An 18,188-nucleotide genomic window follows, 5' to 3' on the forward strand; every position below is an offset into this window, starting at 1 on the left:
CCACGGGATTGATCTGTAGAGCCTATCGGCAGGCGGAGCGCTTCACTTGAGTCCCGGCGATCGACGACACGTGGCATCTCAGGCCACCTGGGCAGCCAGTTGCTGGCTGAGCAGGTGCTTGAGCAGGGCGCGGTAGGCAATCACGCCACGGCTGTTGGCATCGTACTGGGACGGCGTGACGCCGGCGCGGCTGGCATCCCGTAGGCGGGTGTCCACCGGGATGTAGGCCTGCCAGAGGTTCTCCGGGTAGTTGTTGCGCAGCACCTTGAGGGTGTTGAGCGACGCCTGGGTCCGGCGGTCGAACAGGGTCGGAACGATGGTGTAGGGCAGTGCCTGCTTGCGCGAGCGGTTGACCATGGCGAGGGTGCTGACCATGCGCTCCAGGCCCTTCACCGCGAGGAATTCGGTCTGTACCGGGATCACCAGCTGCTGGCTGGCCGCCAGGGCGTTGACCATCAGCACACCGAGCAGCGGCGGGCTGTCGATGATGGCGTGGTCGAACTGCTGCCAGAGCTGCGCCAGGCTCTTGGCGATCACCAGGCCGAGGCCATTCTGCCCCGGCGACTGACGTTCCAGGGTGGCCAGTGCGGTGCTGGAAGGCAGCAGGGAAATGCGTTCGTGGCTGGTCTGCAGCAGCAGTTCGCGCGGCAGGCCATCGGGCACGCCACCCTGGTGCAGGAACAGGTCGAAGCAGCTGTGTTCCAGCGTGTCCGGGTCATGCCCGAAATAGCTGGTCATCGACCCGTGGGGGTCGAGGTCCACCACCACGACGCGCTTGCCGGCATCTGCCAGCAGGCCCGCGAGGGCGATGGATGTGGTGGTCTTGCCGACTCCACCTTTTTGGTTGGCTACTGCCCAGACTCTCATCTTCTTCATCCTCCCGGCTGCGCTGGCACCGAGACTCTTCACCGGCCCTACGGGGCAGGCGACGGGGAATTGACGGCACCCGTTTCAGGGGCCTGTGCTGGCGCTGCTGGTGCAGGTTGCGTGCCAGCCCGCTTCAACGCGGCATCCGGTTTCGCATTGGCACTGCCGACACCGCTCACGGCGCGGCGCACATCGAGGTTGCGGGAAATCACCAGCACCACACGGCGGTTGCGCGAGCGCCCTTCGGCGGTGGCATTGTCCGCCACCGGCTGGAATTCACCGTAGCCCACTGCCGCCAGGCGTCCTGGTGCCACACCATCCATCGCCAGCATCCGCACGATGCTGGCGGCCCGGGCCGTGGACAGCTCCCAGTTGGACGGGAACTGCGAAGTGGCGATGGGCATGTTGTCGGTGAAGCCTTCCACATGCACCGGGTTGTCGTAGGGTGCCAGAATCCTGGCGACCTTCTCGATCAGGCTGAACGCGGTGTCATTGGGGATGGCATCGCCGCTGGGGAACAGCAGGCTGGAGTTCATTTCGATCTCCACCCAGAGTTCATTGCCGCGCACGTTCACCTGGTCGGAATTGATCAGCTCGCCAAAGGCGTCGCGCATGCTCTGGGCGATCTCCTGCAACGGATCGGCGCCCGGATCGTCGATCGACGTCTGGGTCCGCTCGCTCTCCTCCACCATGGAACGGTCCGGCTCGGTGGTGCGCGGTTTCTCCTCGCCCACGGGGATCGGCTTGATCGAACGGTCCGGCTGGTTGAACACGCCCACCAGGGTTTCGGAAAGGATCTTGTACTTGCCTTCGTTGATCGAGGAGATGGAGTACATCACCACGAAGAAGGCGAACAGCAGGGTGATGAAGTCCGCGTAGGACACCAGCCAGCGTTCGTGATTCTCGTGTTCTTCCTGATGCCGCCTGCGCGCCATGCTCCGTTCCTCAATCCATGAAGCCTTGCAGCTTGAGTTCGATGGAGCGCGGGTTCTCGCCTTCGGCGATGGACAGGATGCCCTCCAGCAGCATCTCGCGATAACGCGACTGGCGTATGGCGATGGATTTGAGCTTGTTGCCGATGGGCAGCAGCAGCAGGTTGGCGAAACCGACGCCGTAGATGGTGGCGACGAAGGCCACGGCTATGCCGCCGCCGAGCTGACTGGGATCGGCCAGATTGCCCATGACGTGGATCAGCCCCATGACGGCGCCGATGATGCCGATGGTGGGGGCGTAGCCGCCCATGCTCTCGAATACCTTGGCGGCCTGCAGGTCGCGGCCTTCCTGGGTGAAGAGGTCGACTTCGAGGATGCTGCGGATGGACTCCGGCTCGGCGCCATCCACCAGCAGTTGCAGGCCTTTGCGAGCGAAGGGATCGGGCTCGCCGTCAGCCACGGGCTCCAGGCCCAGCAGGCCTTCCTTGCGCGCAGTCATGCTCCAGTTCACCACGCGGGTGATGCCACCGGCGAGGTCCACCTGGGGCGGGAAGAGAATCCAGCGAATGATGGCCAGGGCACGCTTGAAGATGCTCATGGGCGTCTGCAGGAATGCCGCGCCCAGGGTGCCGCCCAGGACGATCAGCGCCGCCGGCCCATTGAGCAGGGCCGCGGCGTGGCCGCCTTCGAGGTAATTGCCGCCGATGATGGCGACGAAGGCCAGGATTACCCCGATGAGGCTCAGTACATCCATTACCTGGGTTTCTCCATCACATGCACGCCTCGACCAGGTGGCGACCGATATCGTCCAGGCCATAGACGGCGTCGGCCAGGTTGGCCTTCACCACCGCCATGGGCATGCCGTAGATCACGCAGCTGGCTTCGTCCTGGGCCCAGACCTGGCTGCCGCCCTGCTTCAGCAGACGCGCGCCTTCCCGTCCATCGGCGCCCATGCCGGTCAGCACCACGGCCAGGACCTTGTCATTGTAGGACTTGGCCGCCGAGCCGAAGGTGATGTCCACGCAGGGCTTGTAGTTGAGGCGCTCGTCACCGGGCAGGATGCGGACCAAACCACGGGCGTCGACCATCATCTGCTTGCCACCGGGCGCCAGCAGGGCCAGGCCTGGGCGCAGCACGTCGCCATCCTCGGCTTCCTTGACGGAAATCCGGCAGAGCTTGTCCAGGCGCTCGGCGAAAGCCTTGGTGAAGGCCGCCGGCATGTGCTGGATCAGCACCAGGGGCGCCGGAAAATTGGCCGGTAGTTGGGTAAGCACGCGTTGCAGGGCAACCGGCCCGCCGGTGGAGGTGCCGATGGCGACCAGCCGGTAGGCCTTACGCTTTGGGGCGGCGGAGCTGGCCGGGGCAGCTGGCGCGGCATGGCTCGGCTGTGCCGGGACATGGGCCGGACGCGCCGGGGCGCTGCTGGCCGGAGCCGGACTCGGATGGGCCGAGTGCGCCGGCGCGCTGAAACTGCTGTAGCGGCGGTTGCTGCGCGCGATGCTGTGCACCTTCTCGCAGAGCAGCTGTTTGACCTTCTCAGGGGTGCGCGAGATGTCCTCGAAGTTCTTCGGCAGGAAGTCCACCGCACCGGCATCCAGGGCGTCGAGGGTGACGCGGGCGCCTTCGTGGGTCAGCGAGGAAAACATCAGGACCGGCGTCGGGCAGCGCTGCATGATGTGCCGCACTGCGGTGATGCCGTCCATCATCGGCATCTCGTAGTCCATGGTGATGACATCGGGCTTGAGCGCCAGCGCCTGGTCAATGGCTTCGCGGCCATTGGTGGCAGTGCCCACCACGTGGATATTGGGGTCGGAAGAAAGGATTTCCGAGACACGGCGGCGGAAGAACCCGGAGTCATCCACCACCAGAACCTTGACTGCCATAAGAAAAAAGCTCCTAGCGGGCGGCCAGTCCTGGCCGCCCCAGATCAACCACGGCGTGCGTAATGCTTGAGCATGCTCGGCACGTCGAGGATCAGCGCGATACGGCCATCGCCGGTGATGGTGGCGCCGGACATGCCCGGCGTGCCCTGGAGCATCTTGCCCAGCGGCTTGATCACCACCTCCTCCTGGCCCACCAGTTGGTCGACCACGAAGCCGATGCGCTGGGTGCCCACGGAGAGGATCACCACATGGCCCTCGCCCTGCTCTTCCACCGCGGCGTCACGTACCAGCCAGCGCTTGAGGTAGAACAGCGGCAGTGCCTTGTCGCGGACGATCACCACTTCCTGGCCGTCCACCACGTTGGTGCGGGACAGGTCGAGGTGGAATATCTCGTTGACGTTGACCAGTGGGAAAGCGAAGGCCTGGTTGCCCAGCATCACCATCAGGGTCGGCATGATCGCCAGGGTCAGCGGGACCTTGATGACGATCTTCGAGCCCGAGCCCTTCTGCGAGTACACGTTCACCGTGCCGTTGAGCTGGGAGATCTTGGTCTTCACCACATCCATGCCGACGCCACGGCCGGACACGTCGGAAATCTCGGTCTTGGTCGAGAAGCCCGGGGCGAAGATCAGGTTGTAGCACTCCAGCTCGGTCAGGCGCTCGGCGGCGTCCTTGTCCAGCAGCCCCTTCTCCACCGCCTTGGCACGCAGCACGGCTGCATCCATGCCCTTGCCGTCGTCGGTGATCATCAGGAGGATGTGGTCGCCTTCCTGCTCGGCGGACAGCACCACGCGGCCAGTACGCGGCTTGCCGGCGGCCTCGCGCTCGTCCGGGGATTCGATGCCGTGGTCGACGGCGTTGCGCACCAGGTGCACCAGCGGATCGGCCAGGGCCTCGACCAGGTTCTTGTCGAGGTCCGTGTCCTCGCCCACCAGTTCGAGGTTGATTTCCTTCTTCAGGTTGCGCGCCAGGTCGCGGACCAGGCGCGGGAAGCGACCGAAGACTTTCTTGATCGGCTGCATCCGCGTCTTCATCACGGCGGTCTGCAGGTCGGCGGTGACCACGTCCAGGTTGGACACGGCCTTGGCCATGGATTCATCGCCGCTGTTGGCACCCAGGCGCACCAGGCGGTTACGCACCAGCACCAGCTCGCCGACCATGTTCATGATCTCGTCCAGGCGCGCGGTATCCACCCGTACGGTGGTTTCCGCCTCGCTGGCCACGGCAGGACCGGCCGCGCCGTTACCGGCAGCGGGCGCTGCAGCCTGGCGCGGCGCGGGGGCGGGTTCCGCCTTGGGCGCCGGCTTGGGTGCAGGTGCGGGAGCCGGACGGCTCACAGCAGGCGCAGGGACAGGCTCCTCGCTGGCACCGTTGAACTTGCCCTTGCCATGCAGCTGGTCGAGCAGTGCTTCAAATTCGTCGTCGGTGATGTTTTCGCCACCGGCAGCGGGAATGGCCGGCACGGCGGGAGCTGCGGGCGCAATTGGAGCGCTGGCGGTCGCTTCCACGGCACCGTTGAACTTGCCCTTGCCGTGCAACTGGTCGAGCAGGTCTTCGAACTCGTCATCGGAGATATCGTCACCCGCACCGGCAGTGGCCAGCGCCGAGGCGGACGCGTGGGCGGCGACAACGGCTTCCGGCTCAGCGGCACCGACGAACTTGCCTTTGCCGTGCAGCTGGTCGAGCAGCGCTTCGAATTCGTCGTCGGTGATTTCATCAGTGGCGGCGGCGACCGGTTCGGCGGCCTTGCCAGCACTGTCACCCAGCGCATCGAGCAACTGCTCGAACTCGCTGTCGGTGATATCGGCGGTAGCTTCTACGGGAGCCGGTGCTTCGACGGGCGCAGCGGTCGCCGGAGCGGCAGCTACGGGGGCAGGCTCGGCACCGGCCGGCTCGGCCAGTCGCGACAGGGCTGCCAGCAGCTCCGGAGTGGCGGGCGTCGGTTCACTGCGCTCGCGCACTTCGCTGAACATCTCATTGACCGTGTCCAGGGCCTGCAGCACCACGTCCATCAGTTCAGCATCCACGCGGCGTTCGCCCTTGCGCAGGATGTCGAAGACGTTCTCGGCGATGTGGCAGCACTCCACCAGGGCATTGAGCTGGAGGAAGCCGGCACCACCTTTCACAGTGTGGAAACCACGGAAAATCGCGTTGAGCAGGTCCATGTCGTCCGGGCGGCTTTCCAGCTCGACCAGCTGCTCGGACAGTTGCTCCAAAATCTCGCCGGCCTCTACCAGGAAGTCCTGGAGGATTTCTTCATCGGCGTCGAAGCTCATATGAGCGCTCCCTAAAAGCCAAGGCTGGATAGCAGATCGTCGACGTCGTCCTGTCCGGACACCACGTCTTCACGTATATCGGCATGGATCTGCGGACCTTCACCCCTGGAAGGACTTTTTTGTTGTTCCAGCTCGGCGCGCAGTACGGCATGGTCGTGCTCGATGCCGGCATATCGATCGACCTGGCTGGCCATCATCACCAGCTTGACCAGGTTGCTTTCCACCTCGGTGACCAGTTGGGTCACGCGCTTGATGACCTGACCGGTGAGGTCCTGGTAGTCCTGGGCCAGCAGGATGTCATTCAGCTTGCTCGACAGGGCGTCGGTATCGCGTTGGCTGCGGGCAAGGAACTGCTCGATGCGGCGAGCCAGGTCGCGGAACCCGTCCGCGCCGATTTCCCGGCGCATGAAGCGGCCCCACTCCTCGCCCAGCTGCTGGGCTTCGTCGCTCAGGCCGTTGAGCAGCGGCGCGCTTTCCTCCACCAGGTCCATGGTGCGGTTGGCGGCCTTCTCGGTCATGTGCACCACGTAGGAAAGGCGGTCGGTCGCGTCGGCGATCTGCGACATTTCCTGGGCGTGGGGCAGATGCGGGTCGATCTGGAAGTTGACGATGGCGTTGTGCAGCTCACGGGTGAGCTTGCCGACTTCCTGGTAGAGGCCGCGATCACGGACGTGATTGAGTTCGTGGATGAGTTGCACGGCGTCTGTGAAGTTGCCTTTCTCGAGGCTTTCCACCAGTTCCCGCGCACGGTCTTTCAGGGTCGACTCGAAGTCTCCCAGCAGGTGTTCATTCTGGTCCATGGTGCCCTCGCGGCTGACATCAGCCGTTGACCCGCTCGAAGATCTTCTCGATTTTTTCTTTCAGCACCTGAGCGGTGAAAGGCTTGACCACATAGCCATTCACACCGGCCTGGGCCGCTTCGATGATCTGGTCACGCTTGGCTTCGGCAGTCACCATCAGGACCGGCAGGTGCTTCAGGCGCTCGTCGGCACGCACGGCGCGTAGCAGATCGATGCCGGTCATGCCGGGCATGTTCCAGTCGGTCACGAGGAAATCGAAGTTACCGCTGTGCAGCATCGGCAGGGCCGTGGTGCCGTCATCGGCTTCAGCGGTATTGGTGAAACCCAAGTCGCGCAAGAGGTTCTTGATGATGCGTCTCATCGTCGAGAAATCGTCAACGATGAGGATTTTCATGTTCTTGTCCAAGTCGACCTCCGTACAGTCTCAAACGCCCCTCTTGCCGGGTGCGCCGTTCAAATCTGAAAGCGGTGTGCCGTTCAGCGCGCGCGCCATTCGCTGAGCCGTGCGCGCAAACGTGCCGCGCACTGGCTATGCAACTGGCTGACACGCGATTCGCTGACCCCCAGCACTTCACCGATTTCCTTCAAGTTCAGTTCTTCGTCGTAATACAGCGCCAGCACCAGGCGCTCACGCTCCGGCAGGTTCGCGATGGCATCGGCCAGCGCAGCCTGGAAGCGTTCGTCTTCCAAATCATGGGAAGGTGAAAATTGGGTGACACCGGCGTCCTCGCGCAGACCGCCCTGCTCGCCTTCCTGCAACAGGTCATCGAAGCTGAACAGGCGGCTGCCCAAGGTGTCGCTCAGGATGCCGTAGTAGTCTTCGAGACTCAATCCAAGTTCGGCAGCAACTTCCTGATCTTTAGCGTCGCGTCCTGTTCTTGCCTCGATGGTGCGAATGGCGTCGCTCACCATGCGGGTATTGCGGTGCACCGAACGCGGTGCCCAGTCGCCCTTGCGGACCTCGTCGAGCATGGCTCCGCGAATGCGGATACCGGCGTAGGTTTCGAAGCTGGCGCCCTTGGTGCCGTCGTATTTCTTCGAGGCTTCGAGCAAGCCGATCATCCCGGACTGCATCAGGTCTTCCACCTGTACGCTGGCTGGCAGGCGCGCGAGCAGGTGATAGGCGATGCGCTTGACCAGGGGGGCATAGCGCTCGATCAACTGATGCTGCGAATCCCTTGCCTGAGCCTTGCCGTACATACGCAGTCCAGTGGCGGGTGTCATACAGGGCTTTCCGCAGAGGGCTGCTTGACCAGCCGCTCGACGAAGAACTCCAGGTGGCCCCGCGGATTGGCCGGCAGCGGCCAGCTGTCGACCTTCTGCGCGATGGCCTTGAAGGCCAGCGAGCACTTCGAGCGCGGGAAGGCTTCATAGACCGCGCGTTGCTTCTGCACGGCCTTGCGCACCGACTCGTCGTACGGAACGGCGCCTACGTACTGCAGGGCGACGTCGAGGAAACGGTCGGTGACCTTGGTCAGCTTGGCGAACAGGTTGCGCCCTTCCTGCGGGCTGTGGGCCATGTTGGCCAGCACGCGGAAGCGGCTCATGCCGTAGTCGCGGTTGAGCAGCTTGATCAGCGCGTAGGCGTCGGTGATGGAGGTCGGTTCGTCGCAGACCACCACAATCACTTCCTGCGCCGCACGGACGAAGCTGACCACCGAATCGCCGATACCGGCGGCGGTGTCGATCACCAGCACGTCGAGGTTGTCGCTGATTTCGCTGAATGCCTGGATCAGGCCGGCGTGCTGCATGGGCGAAAGCTGCACCATGCTCTGGGTGCCGGAGGCGGCCGGGACGATGCGGATGCCCCCCGGTCCCTGCAACAGCACGTCGCGCAGGTCGCATTCGCCATTGATCACATCAGCCAGTGTGCGCTTGGCGGTGAGGCCGAGCAGGACGTCGACGTTGGCCAGACCGAGGTCGGCGTCCAACAACATGACGCGGCGGCCGAGATCGGCCAGTGCCAGCGATAGGTTCACCGACACGTTGGTCTTGCCGACGCCACCCTTGCCGCCGGTCACCGCGATCACCTGTACGGGATGCATACTACCCATTTCAAATACCTTGCCTTAGGTCGACTGGGCCATTTGGCTGTCCAGCACCGCCCCTCTGGGCGGCTTACACATTCTTCAACCGGCGCGCCGCGCCGGATTCTGATAAAGCCCGGCGAACAGGTCGGCCATGGCTTCTTCACTCGGGTCTTCCGGAGCCTGAAGGCTGACCGCGCGGCTCACCAGCTGGTGGCTGCGGGGAACCTGCAGATCATCCGGAATTCGCGGGCCGTCGGCCAGATAGGCTACCGGGAGATGCTGGCCGATAGCCAGCCCCAAAACCTCGCCCAGGCTGGCCGCTTCGTCCGCCTTGGTAATGATGCAACCGACCAGGCCGCAACGCTTGTAGCTGTGATAGGCCGCCTTGAGCACCTGGCTCTGGCTGGTAGCCGCCATCACCAGGTAATTCTTCGCGTTTATCGCCCGGCTGGCCAGCGCTTCGAGCTGCATGGTCAGGGCCGGATCGTTGGTTGGCAGACCAGCGGTATCGATCAGCACAACGCGCTTGCGCGTCAGGGGAGCCACGGCCTGGGTCAGGGACTGGCCCGGGTCGACCAGGGTCACCGGCACATTGAGGATACGGCCAAGGGTCTTGATCTGTTCCTGGGCGCCGATGCGGAAACTGTCCATGCTCACCAGGGCGACGTTCTGCGCGCCGTACTTGAGCACGTAGCGGGCAGCCAGCTTGGCCAGGGTGGTGGTCTTGCCCATGCCGGCCGGGCCGACCAGGGCGATCACACCGCCCTCTTCCATCGGCTCGATCTGCGGGGTGCGGATGGCGTGTGCGAGGTGCGCCAGCAACATGCGCCAGGCCTGGCGCGGATCGCTGACCTTGGCCACCTTGTCCAGCAGGGCGCGCGCCAGTTCGGCCGGCAGGCCCATGCGCTGCAGGCGGCGCCAGAGGCTGGCCTGCTGCGGACGGCGGCTCTGCATCTGGCCCCAGGCGATGGAGCCCAGCTGCACTTCGATCAGTTCGCGCAGGCCGCTCAGCTCGAAACGCATTGCGTCCAGGGCAGCCTGGTCCACGCCGGCAGATTTCGGCGCGCTGACCGGCTCCACCGGGCGCGGCACGGCGCGCGGACGCTCGATGGCGGCGGCCAGGGCGGATTCCGGCAGTTCCGGCTCGATGGCGGTCAGCGGCTGGCCGGCGAACAATTGACGGTCCTTGCCGGCATCGGCGATGGCACGGGTCGTCAGTTCGGCCTGGGCCTGGGCGATGCGCGCCTGGGTCTTGCGCAGTTCGGCTTCGAGGGCCGGGTTCGGCTTGCTCGGGGCCGGCGCGGGCAGCGGGTAGTCCAGCGCCGCGGTCAACTCGACACCGCCGGCAACCCGACGATTACCGATGATGGCGGCATCCGCGCCCAGTTCATCACGCACCAACTTCATGGCTTGACGCATATCGGCGGCGAAGAAACGTTTGACCTGCATGGTCCTTGACCTCGGTTAGTTCTGCCCCACAGTCGCGACTATGGTGACCTGCTTGTTGTCCGGTATTTCCTGGTAGGCCAGTACGTGCATGGTTGGCACGGCGAGCCTTGCGAAGCGCGACATCATCGCCCGGATCGGCCCGGCCACCAGCAGGATCGCCTGCTTGCCGAGCATTTCCTGGCGCTGCGCCGCTTCCACCAGGGAACGTTGCAGCTTCTCGGCCATTCCGGGTTCGAGGAGAACGCCATCTTCCGAACCTTGTCCGGCCTTCTGCAGGCTATTCAGCAATATCTGTTCCAACCTGGGTTCCAGAGTGATCACAGGCAGCTCCGGCTCTAGTCCCACAATGCTTTGCACGATTGCACGGGACAGCGAGACACGAGCCGCCGCCACCAGCGCGGCGGGATCTTGACTCTTGGGTGCCACGTTGGCGATGGCTTCGGCGATGGTGCGGATGTCGCGTACCGGCACCTGCTCCTGCAGCAGCGCCTGGAGCACCTTGAGCAGCGTGGACAGCGACACCATGCCGGGCACCAGCTCTTCGGCCAGGCGCGGCGAACTCTTGGCGAGGTTCTGCATCAGTTGCTGCACTTCTTCGTGACCCAGCAGCTCATGGGCGTGCTTGTGCAGTACCTGGTTGAGGTGGGTAGCGACCACGGTGCTGGCATCCACCACTGTGTAACCGAGGGACTGCGCCTGGTCACGCTGGCTGGCGTCGATCCACACCGCTTCCAGGCCGAACGCCGGATCCTTGGCGGCGACGCCGTTGAGGGTGCCAAACACCTGGCCGGGGTTGATCGCCAGTTCGCGGTCCGGGTAGACCTCCGCCTCGGCCACGCTGACACCCATCAACGTCAGCCGGTAGGCGTTGGGCAGCAGGTCGAGGTTGTCGCGGATATGCACCGAGGGCATCAGGAAGCCCATCTCCTGGGACAGCTTCTTGCGCACGCCCTTGATCCGCGCCAGCAACTGGCCTCCCTGGTTGCGGTCCACCAGCGGAATCAGCCGGTATCCCACTTCCAGGCCGACGAGGTCTACCGGGGTCACATCGTCCCAGCCCAGCTCCTTGGTTTCCTGGGCGCGCTGGGCCGGCAGCAGTTCCTGCTGACGCTGCTCCTCCTGCACCGCCTGCTCCTTGACCTGCTTCTGCCGATGCCAGATCCAGTAGGCACCACCGGCGGCCACGAGGCCCAGGCCGATAAAGGAAACATGCGGCATGCCCGGCACCAGGCCCATGGCGATGAGGATGGTCGCGGATACCGCCAGCGCCTTGGGCGAGGCGAACATCTGGCGGTTGACCTGCTGGCCCATGTCTTCGGAGGAAGACACACGGGTCACCATGATGGCGGCCGCGGTGGACAGCAGCAGGGACGGGATCTGCGCTACCAGGCCGTCACCGATGGTCAGCAGCGAGTAGATACGACCGGCGTCGCCGAAGCTCAGGCCGTGCTGCAGCATGCCGATGGCCATGCCACCGAGCAGGTTGATGAAGAGGATCAGCAGACCGGCGATGGCGTCGCCACGAACGAATTTGCTGGCACCGTCCATGGAGCCGTAGAAGTCGGCCTCCTGGGAGACCTCGGAGCGGCGCTTCTTGGCTTCGGCCTGATCGATCAGACCGGCGTTGAGGTCGGCGTCGATCGCCATCTGCTTGCCGGGCATGGCGTCCAGGGTGAAACGCGCGCTCACCTCGGAGATACGGCCCGCACCCTTGGTGACCACCACGAAGTTGATGATCATCAGGATCGCGAAGACCACTGCACCGACCACATAGTTACCGCCCACTACCACGTCGCCGAAGGCCTGGATCACCTTGCCCGCGGCGTCATGGCCGTCCTGGCCGTGGAGCAGCACCACACGGGTGGAGGCGACGTTCAGCGCCAGGCGCAGCAGGGTGGCGACCAGCAGGATGGTCGGGAAGACGGCGAAGTCCAGCGGGCGCATGGCGTACACGCACACCAGCAGGACGACGATGGACAGGGCGATGTTGAAGGTGAAGAAGACGTCCAGCAGGAACGGCGGCACCGGCAGGGTCATCATGCCCAGCATCACCAGCACCAGCAGCGGCACCCCGAGGTTGCCGCGACCGATGCCCAGCAGGTTGTTGCGGACATTGCCGATCAGTTGCGTACGATCCACTGCTACTCCCCTACCCCTTTCACGGAGCCCCGCTCCGCTCATCCAATCTTTTGACGCGTCGATGCGTCCTGATCCCCCTTGTGCAAGAAGCTTTCCAACTTCGTTAAGGGGTTGATTCAGATGAGAGAATTCGTAATTGGGGAAATTGTGGGAGCGAATTTATTCGCGAATGAATTCGCTCCCACAACAAAAGCGCGGCTTGGCCGTCAGGCCATCACTCGTCGCGCCGCAAATCCGGCGGAATCGGCAGGTCGTTCAGCGGCGCCGGGCGTTTGCCACGGCCGGCGCGGAACTGCTTGAGCTGGTAGACGTAGGCCAGCACCTGGGCCACGGCCAGGTAGAGGCCGGCGGGGATTTCCTGGTCCAGTTCGGTGGAGTAGTACACCGCCCGCGCCAGCGCCGGGGACTCCATAACCGTCACCTTGTTGTCCTGGGCGATCTCGCGGATCTTCAACGCGGTGAAGTCGTTACCCTTGGCCAGCAGCACCGGCGCACCGCCCTTCTCGGCGTCGTACTTCAGCGCCACGGCGAAGTGGGTCGGGTTGGTGATGACCACATCGGCCTGGGGCACGGCGGCCATCATGCGGCGCTCGGCCATTTCCCGCTGCAGGCGGCGGATGCGCGACTTGACCTCGGGCTTGCCCTCGGAGTCCTTGTACTCGTCGCGCACTTCCTGCTTGGTCATCATCAGCTTCTGCTTGTTGTCCCAGAGCTGGAAAGGCACGTCCACGGCGGCGATGAGGATCAGGCCACAGGCGAGCCAGACCGCGCTCCAACCCACCACCTGGACGCTGTGCAGGATGGCCATGTCCAGCGGCTCATGGGCAATCGCCAACAGGTCGTCACGGTCGGAGTTGAGCACCGCCAGAGCCACCAGCAGGATCAATGCGAACTTCGCCAAGGCCTTGAGCAGCTCCGCCAGAGCGTGCAGCGAGAACATCCGCTTGAGCCCGGATAACGGGTTCATCCGGCTGAACTTGGGCATCAGGGCTTCGGTGGAAAACAGCCAGCCGCCGAGGGAGATCGGGCCGACAATCGACACCACCAGCAGGGTGATCAGCAGCGGCAGCAGCGCATCGAGCGCCATCTTGCCCGAGGCCAGCAGGAACAGTCCCATGCTGCGCTCGTCCATCAGCACCGCCCGTGGCAGGTCGAAGTTGGACTGCATCAGCTTCATCAGCATGTCCGCCATGCCGCCGCCGGTGGCCAGCACGCCGCCAGCTCCTGCCAGGGTCACGGCAAGGGTGTTGAGCTCCCGCGAACGGGCGATCTGGCCCTTCTCGCGGGCCTCCTGCAACCGTTTACCTGTGGGTTCCTCGCTCTTGTCCGCCCCGCTCTCACTTTCCGCCATGGAAAACTACCTGCGTTGCCAATACTGCGTTGAGAACAGCCTCAAAATGCTCATTTACAGGAAGTAAACTCCGCTTTTTCGGCTGTTCTCGCCTTGTCTTGGCTGCCTCGCCTACGTTTTCCAGCAGCCGGGAGATAGTCGAACGGAAACTCATCGCGCCCTCGCCAGCTCACGCATGAGCTGCAGGGCATCGCTGGCCAGTACCTGGTACTGGGCGAGGGCGTCGGCCATGCCGATCCAGACGATCACCAGGCCAAGGGCCAGGGTCAGCGGGAAACCGATGGAGAAGATGTTCAGTTGCGGCGCGGCGCGGGTCATGACGCCGAAGGCCAGGTTGACCACCAGCAGCGCGGTGATCGCCGGCAGCGACAGCAGCAACCCCGCCCCCATCACCCAGCCGAGCTTGCCGGCCACTTCCCAGTAATGGTTGGTCAACAGCCCGCCACCTACCGGCAGGGTGACGAAGCTTTCGGCGAGGATCTCGAACACCACCAGATGCCCGTTCATGGCCAGGAACAGCAGGGTCACCAGCATCAGGTAGAACTGGCCGAGCACCGGCACCGAAACGCCGTTGGTGGGGTCGACCATGGACGCGAAGCCCAGGCCCATCTGCATCGAGATGATCTGCCCCGCCACCACGAAGGCATGGAAGAACAGTTGCAGCACGAAACCGAGCAAGGCGCCGACCAGTATCTGCTCGCCAATCAGCAGGATGTTGCCGACGTTGATCGCATCCACCTGTGGCATGGGCGGCAAGGTCGGCACCAGTACCACGGCAATCGCCAGCGCGAGGTACAAGCGAACCCGCGTCGGCACGAGCTGGGTGCCGATGATCGGCATGGTCATCAGCAGCGCGGCAATGCGGAACAGTGGCAGCACGAAGCTGCCGACCCAGCCACCGATCTGCGCGTCGCTGAGTTCAAGCATGGTCAGCCGATCAGCATCGGGATGTTCTGATAGAGCGTCTGGATGTACTCCATCAGTTGGCGGGTGAGCCAGGGGCCGGCCCAGATCAGGGTGAGCAGCATCACCAGCAGGCGCGGCAGGAAACTCAGGGTCTGTTCGTTGATCTGGGTGGCCGCCTGGAACATGGCGACGATCAGGCCCACCACCAGGCTCGGCACCACCAGGATGCCGACGATCAGGCAGGTCAGCCAGAGCGCGTCACGGAACAGGTCGACAGCAACTTCCGGGGTCATCGCAAGCCTCCTAGACGCCGCCGAAGCTGCCGGCGAGCGTACCGATGATCAACGCCCAGCCATCCACCAGGACGAAGAGCATGATCTTGAACGGCAGGGAGATGATCAGCGGCGAGAGCATCATCATGCCCATCGCCATCAGCACGCTGGCCACCACCAGGTCGATGATCAGGAAGGGGATGAAGATCATGAAGCCGATCTGGAACGCCGTTTTCAGCTCGGAGGTGACGAAGGCCGGGACCAGGATGGTCAGCGGCGCCGCGTCCGGGCTGGGAATGTCGGTGCGCTTGGACAGGCGCATGAACAGGTCGAGGTCGCTGGCACGGGTCTGCGCCAGCATGAAGTTCTTGATCGGCACTTCGGCCTTGGTTATCGCATCCTGGGCCGTCATCTGCTCGTTGAGATAAGGCTGCAGCGCCTCGCGGTTCACCTGGTCGAACACCGGCGCCATGATGAACATCGTCAGGAACAGGGCCAGGCCAATCAGGATCTGGTTCGACGGCGTCTGCTGCAGGCCCAGCGCCTGACGCAGGATGGAGAAGACGATGATGATCCGGGTGAAGCTGGTCATCAGCATGACGAACGCCGGGATGAAGCTCAGCGCCGTCATGATCAGCAGGATCTGCAGGCTTACCGAGTATTCCTGCTGGCCTTCCGGATTGGTGGACAGGGTGATGGCAGGCACCGACAGCGGATTGTCGGCGCCAAGTGCCAGGGGCGCGGCCAGCACCAGCAGCAGCGCGATGAGGAGGCGGTGCAGGGGCATCAGTGCTTGTCCTTGCCGAGCAGTTCCATCAGGCGTTGGGCGAATTCCGGGGGCGCAGCCTCGGTGCCGGCCTGATGCACGGGTTCCTTCAGTACATGCAGCGGCGTGATGCGCCCGGCACTGATGCCGAGCAGGATCTGTTCCCCACCCACTTGCACCAGCACCAGTCGATCACGCGGGCCGAGGGCCTGGCTGGCCACCAGCCTGATCACCTGGCCGCCGCGCGGACCGAGCTGTTGCACCCGGCGCAGCAACCAGGCCAGCACGAAGATCAGCCCCACCACCAGCAGCAGGCCGATGGCCAGTTGGCCGAGTTGCGCGGCCATGCCGCTGCCGGCCTGGGTCACGGTGGCGGCCGCAGCAGGCGCCGGAACGGTCGCAGCGGGCTCGGCGGCGAAGCCGCTCAGGGGCACCAGCAACAGCCCCGCGGAGAAGAGTCGACGCATGGTTTCAGCGCAGCTTCTTGATGCGTTCGCTCGGGCTGATCACATCGGTCAGCCGGATACCGAACTTCTCGTTGACCACTACCACCTCGCCGTGGGCGATGAGGGTGCCGTTGACCAGCACGTCCAGCGGCTCGCCGGCCAGGCGATCGAGTTCGATCACCGAACCCTGGTTGAGCTGCAGCAGGTTGCGGATGGTGATATCGGTGTTGCCCACTTCCATGGAAATGGACACCGGGATGTCCAGGATCACGTCCAGGTTAGGGCCGTCCAGACTGACCGGACCGCTGGCCTTCGGCACGCTGCCGAACTCTTCCATAGGCGCGCGTGGCGAACTGGGCGCGGAGGAGCCCTGGTTCATCAGTGCGTCGATATCGTCCTGGGACGCATCGCCGGCCTCGGCCAGCGCCGCAGCCCACTCATCGGCCAGGGCCTGTTCTTCTGGGGTAGTGTCCATGTCGTTTGCCATCGCTTGACCTCGGCTGGCTCTGAATTCGTGGGAAACGCGCAATCAGCGCTGGCGTTCGATCGGTTCGAGGATCTGCAGGGACAGGTTGCCCTTGTGCGACCCCAGCTTGGCCTTGAAGGCCGGCACGCCATTGGCGCGCATGATCATGTGTTCGGGCATTTCCACCGGGATCACGTCGCCTGGCTGCATGTGCAGGATGTCCCGCAGCTTGAGCTGGCGGCGCACCACCGTGGCGCCCACAGGAACGCTGACGTCGAGGATGTCCTCGCGCAGCGCCTTGATCCAGCGCTCGTCCTGGTCGTCGACGTCGGACTGGAAGCCGGCGTCGAGCATCTCGCGGATCGGCTCGATCATCGAATAGGGCATGGTGATGTGCAGGTCACCGCCACCGCCGTCCAGCTCGATGTGGAAGGTAGACACCACCACCACTTCGCTGGGGCTGACGATGTTGGCCAGCGCCGGGTTCACTTCCGAGTTGATGTACTCGAAGTTCACATCCATCACCGCATGCCAGGCCTCGGCCAGGTCGACGAAGGCCTGGTCCAGCACCATGCGCACCACGCGCAGTTCGGTGGGGGTGAACTCGCGGCCTTCGATCTTGGCGTGACGACCGTCGCCACCGAAGAAGTTGTCCACCAGCTTGAACACCAGCTTGGCGTCGAGGATGAACAGCGAGGTACCGCGCAGCGGCTTCATCTTCACCAGGTTGAGGCTGGTGGGCACGTAGAGCGAATGCACGTACTCGCCGAACTTCATCACCTGCACGCCGCCCACGGCTACGTCGGCGGAGCGACGCAGCAGGTTGAACATGCTGATGCGGGTGTAGCGGGCGAAGCGCTCGTTGATCATTTCCAGGGTCGGCATGCGCCCCCGGACGATGCGGTCCTGGCTGGTCAGGTCATAGCTCTTGACGCTCGTCGGGTCCGCATCGGTTTCGGTTTCAACCAGGCCGTCATCGACGCCGTGCAGCAGCGCGTCGATCTCGTCCTGGGACAGCAGGTCTTGAACAGCCATGGTCGTACCTTGCCTACTGCAATACGAAGTTGGTGAAGAGCACTTGTTCGACGGTCGTCGCGCCAGTTTCCTGCTTGGCCAGTTCCTGCACGGTGGCGGTGGCCTGCTGACGCAGCATTTCCTTGCCGACGGGAGTGACCAGCGTGTCGAAATTCTGCCCGGAGAAGAGCATGACCAGCTTGTTGCGCAACACCGGCATGTGCACCTTGAGTGCGTCCATCTGGGCCTGGTCACGGGCCATCAGCGAAACGCTTACCTGCATGTAGCGCTGGCGACCGTTCTGGCTGAAGTTGACGACGAAGGCGGGTGCCAGGTCCTGGTAGATGGCCGGCTGCTTGGTAGGGGCGGCAGCGGCAGCGTCCTCCTTGGCGGGCTCGGCGGCCTTGTCGCCGCGGCTGAGGAAGTACCAGGTGGCCCCCACCGAAAGGCCGATCGCCAGCAACAGCGCGACAACGCCCAGAATGATGAGCTTCAGCTTGCTCTTGCCGCCTGCCACAGCAGCACCCTCTGCCGGGGCCTTCGCTTCTTTCTTCGCCATGCCAATAATCCGTCGCCGAGCGGGACAAACCC

General features: G+C 64.2%; 19 protein-coding genes. All 19 read right to left on the bottom strand.

From position 1 onward, the window contains the following. Positions 1-78 precede the first annotated feature (78 nt). The 19 genes from E8E91_RS06255 to fliL all read right to left on the bottom strand — a co-directional run bounded on the left by E8E91_RS06255 (position 79) and on the right by fliL (position 18,156). Positions 79-867, bottom strand: a complete 789-nt coding sequence (locus tag E8E91_RS06255; protein ID WP_280375037.1) for a ParA family protein — start codon at positions 865-867, stop codon at positions 79-81. A 47-nt stretch (positions 868-914) separates the two neighbouring features. Continuing rightward, positions 915-1,802 (bottom strand): flagellar motor protein MotD, encoded by an 888-nt coding sequence (gene motD, locus E8E91_RS06260; protein WP_280375038.1) that lies wholly within the window; start codon positions 1,800-1,802, stop codon positions 915-917. A gap of 10 nt (positions 1,803-1,812) precedes the next feature. Then, entirely contained in the window at positions 1,813-2,553 is a 741-nt protein-coding gene (locus E8E91_RS06265) for a flagellar motor protein (protein ID WP_190830117.1), read from the bottom strand. A gap of 16 nt (positions 2,554-2,569) precedes the next feature. After that, a complete protein-coding gene (locus E8E91_RS06270; RefSeq protein WP_280375039.1) occupies positions 2,570-3,682 on the bottom strand; it encodes a chemotaxis response regulator protein-glutamate methylesterase in 1,113 nt (370 codons plus the stop codon). A gap of 44 nt (positions 3,683-3,726) precedes the next feature. After that, a complete protein-coding gene (locus E8E91_RS06275) occupies positions 3,727-5,958 on the bottom strand; it encodes a chemotaxis protein CheA (RefSeq protein ID WP_280375040.1) in 2,232 nt (743 codons plus the stop codon). Between the two features lie 11 nt (positions 5,959-5,969). Next, complete coding sequence (locus E8E91_RS06280; RefSeq protein ID WP_280375041.1) at positions 5,970-6,758, bottom strand: protein phosphatase CheZ; 789 nt, start codon at positions 6,756-6,758, stop codon at positions 5,970-5,972. 19 nt (positions 6,759-6,777) lie between these two features. After that, positions 6,778-7,152, bottom strand: a complete 375-nt coding sequence (locus tag E8E91_RS06285) for a chemotaxis response regulator CheY (protein ID WP_003083073.1) — start codon at positions 7,150-7,152, stop codon at positions 6,778-6,780. An 83-nt stretch (positions 7,153-7,235) separates the two neighbouring features. After that, a complete protein-coding gene (gene fliA / locus E8E91_RS06290) occupies positions 7,236-7,982 on the bottom strand; it encodes an RNA polymerase sigma factor FliA (protein WP_280375042.1) in 747 nt (248 codons plus the stop codon). Continuing rightward, positions 7,979-8,812 carry a flagellar synthesis regulator FleN gene (gene fleN / locus E8E91_RS06295; protein ID WP_280375043.1) on the bottom strand — a complete coding sequence of 278 codons (834 nt, stop codon included), beginning with the start codon at positions 8,810-8,812 and terminating at the stop codon, positions 7,979-7,981. The genes fliA and fleN overlap by 4 nt, the downstream gene beginning before the upstream one ends. A gap of 75 nt (positions 8,813-8,887) precedes the next feature. Then, complete coding sequence (gene flhF, locus E8E91_RS06300) at positions 8,888-10,237, bottom strand: flagellar biosynthesis protein FlhF (protein ID WP_280369385.1); 1,350 nt, start codon at positions 10,235-10,237, stop codon at positions 8,888-8,890. 15 nt (positions 10,238-10,252) lie between these two features. Beyond that, positions 10,253-12,376, bottom strand: coding sequence for a flagellar biosynthesis protein FlhA (flhA, locus tag E8E91_RS06305; protein ID WP_280369387.1), 2,124 nt, complete (start codon positions 12,374-12,376; stop codon positions 10,253-10,255). 214 nt (positions 12,377-12,590) lie between these two features. Next, positions 12,591-13,727, bottom strand: a complete 1,137-nt coding sequence (gene flhB, locus E8E91_RS06310; RefSeq protein WP_280369389.1) for a flagellar biosynthesis protein FlhB — start codon at positions 13,725-13,727, stop codon at positions 12,591-12,593. A 150-nt stretch (positions 13,728-13,877) separates the two neighbouring features. Continuing rightward, entirely contained in the window at positions 13,878-14,654 is a 777-nt protein-coding gene (gene fliR, locus E8E91_RS06315) for a flagellar biosynthetic protein FliR (protein WP_280375044.1), read from the bottom strand. A gap of 2 nt (positions 14,655-14,656) precedes the next feature. Further along, positions 14,657-14,926, bottom strand: a complete 270-nt coding sequence (gene fliQ, locus E8E91_RS06320) for a flagellar biosynthesis protein FliQ (protein ID WP_151132636.1) — start codon at positions 14,924-14,926, stop codon at positions 14,657-14,659. A 10-nt stretch (positions 14,927-14,936) separates the two neighbouring features. Beyond that, a complete protein-coding gene (gene fliP, locus E8E91_RS06325) occupies positions 14,937-15,692 on the bottom strand; it encodes a flagellar type III secretion system pore protein FliP (RefSeq protein WP_280375045.1) in 756 nt (251 codons plus the stop codon). Further along, on the bottom strand, positions 15,692-16,138 hold the full coding sequence (fliO, locus tag E8E91_RS06330) for a flagellar biosynthetic protein FliO (RefSeq protein ID WP_280375046.1): 447 nt from the start codon (positions 16,136-16,138) through the stop codon (positions 15,692-15,694). The genes fliP and fliO overlap by 1 nt, the downstream gene beginning before the upstream one ends. A 4-nt stretch (positions 16,139-16,142) precedes the next feature. Beyond that, entirely contained in the window at positions 16,143-16,604 is a 462-nt protein-coding gene (gene fliN / locus E8E91_RS06335; protein WP_280352775.1) for a flagellar motor switch protein FliN, read from the bottom strand. Positions 16,605-16,646: 42 nt separating this feature from the next. Then, positions 16,647-17,618 carry a flagellar motor switch protein FliM gene (fliM, locus tag E8E91_RS06340; protein WP_280369399.1) on the bottom strand — a complete coding sequence of 324 codons (972 nt, stop codon included), beginning with the start codon at positions 17,616-17,618 and terminating at the stop codon, positions 16,647-16,649. Between the two features lie 13 nt (positions 17,619-17,631). Beyond that, positions 17,632-18,156 (bottom strand): flagellar basal body-associated protein FliL, encoded by a 525-nt coding sequence (gene fliL / locus E8E91_RS06345; RefSeq protein ID WP_280369402.1) that lies wholly within the window; start codon positions 18,154-18,156, stop codon positions 17,632-17,634. Between the last annotated feature and the right edge of the window lie 32 nt (positions 18,157-18,188).

Origin of the sequence: Pseudomonas sp. BN515 (assembly GCF_029873155.1) — a bacterium.
Taxonomy (GTDB): domain Bacteria; phylum Pseudomonadota; class Gammaproteobacteria; order Pseudomonadales; family Pseudomonadaceae; genus Metapseudomonas.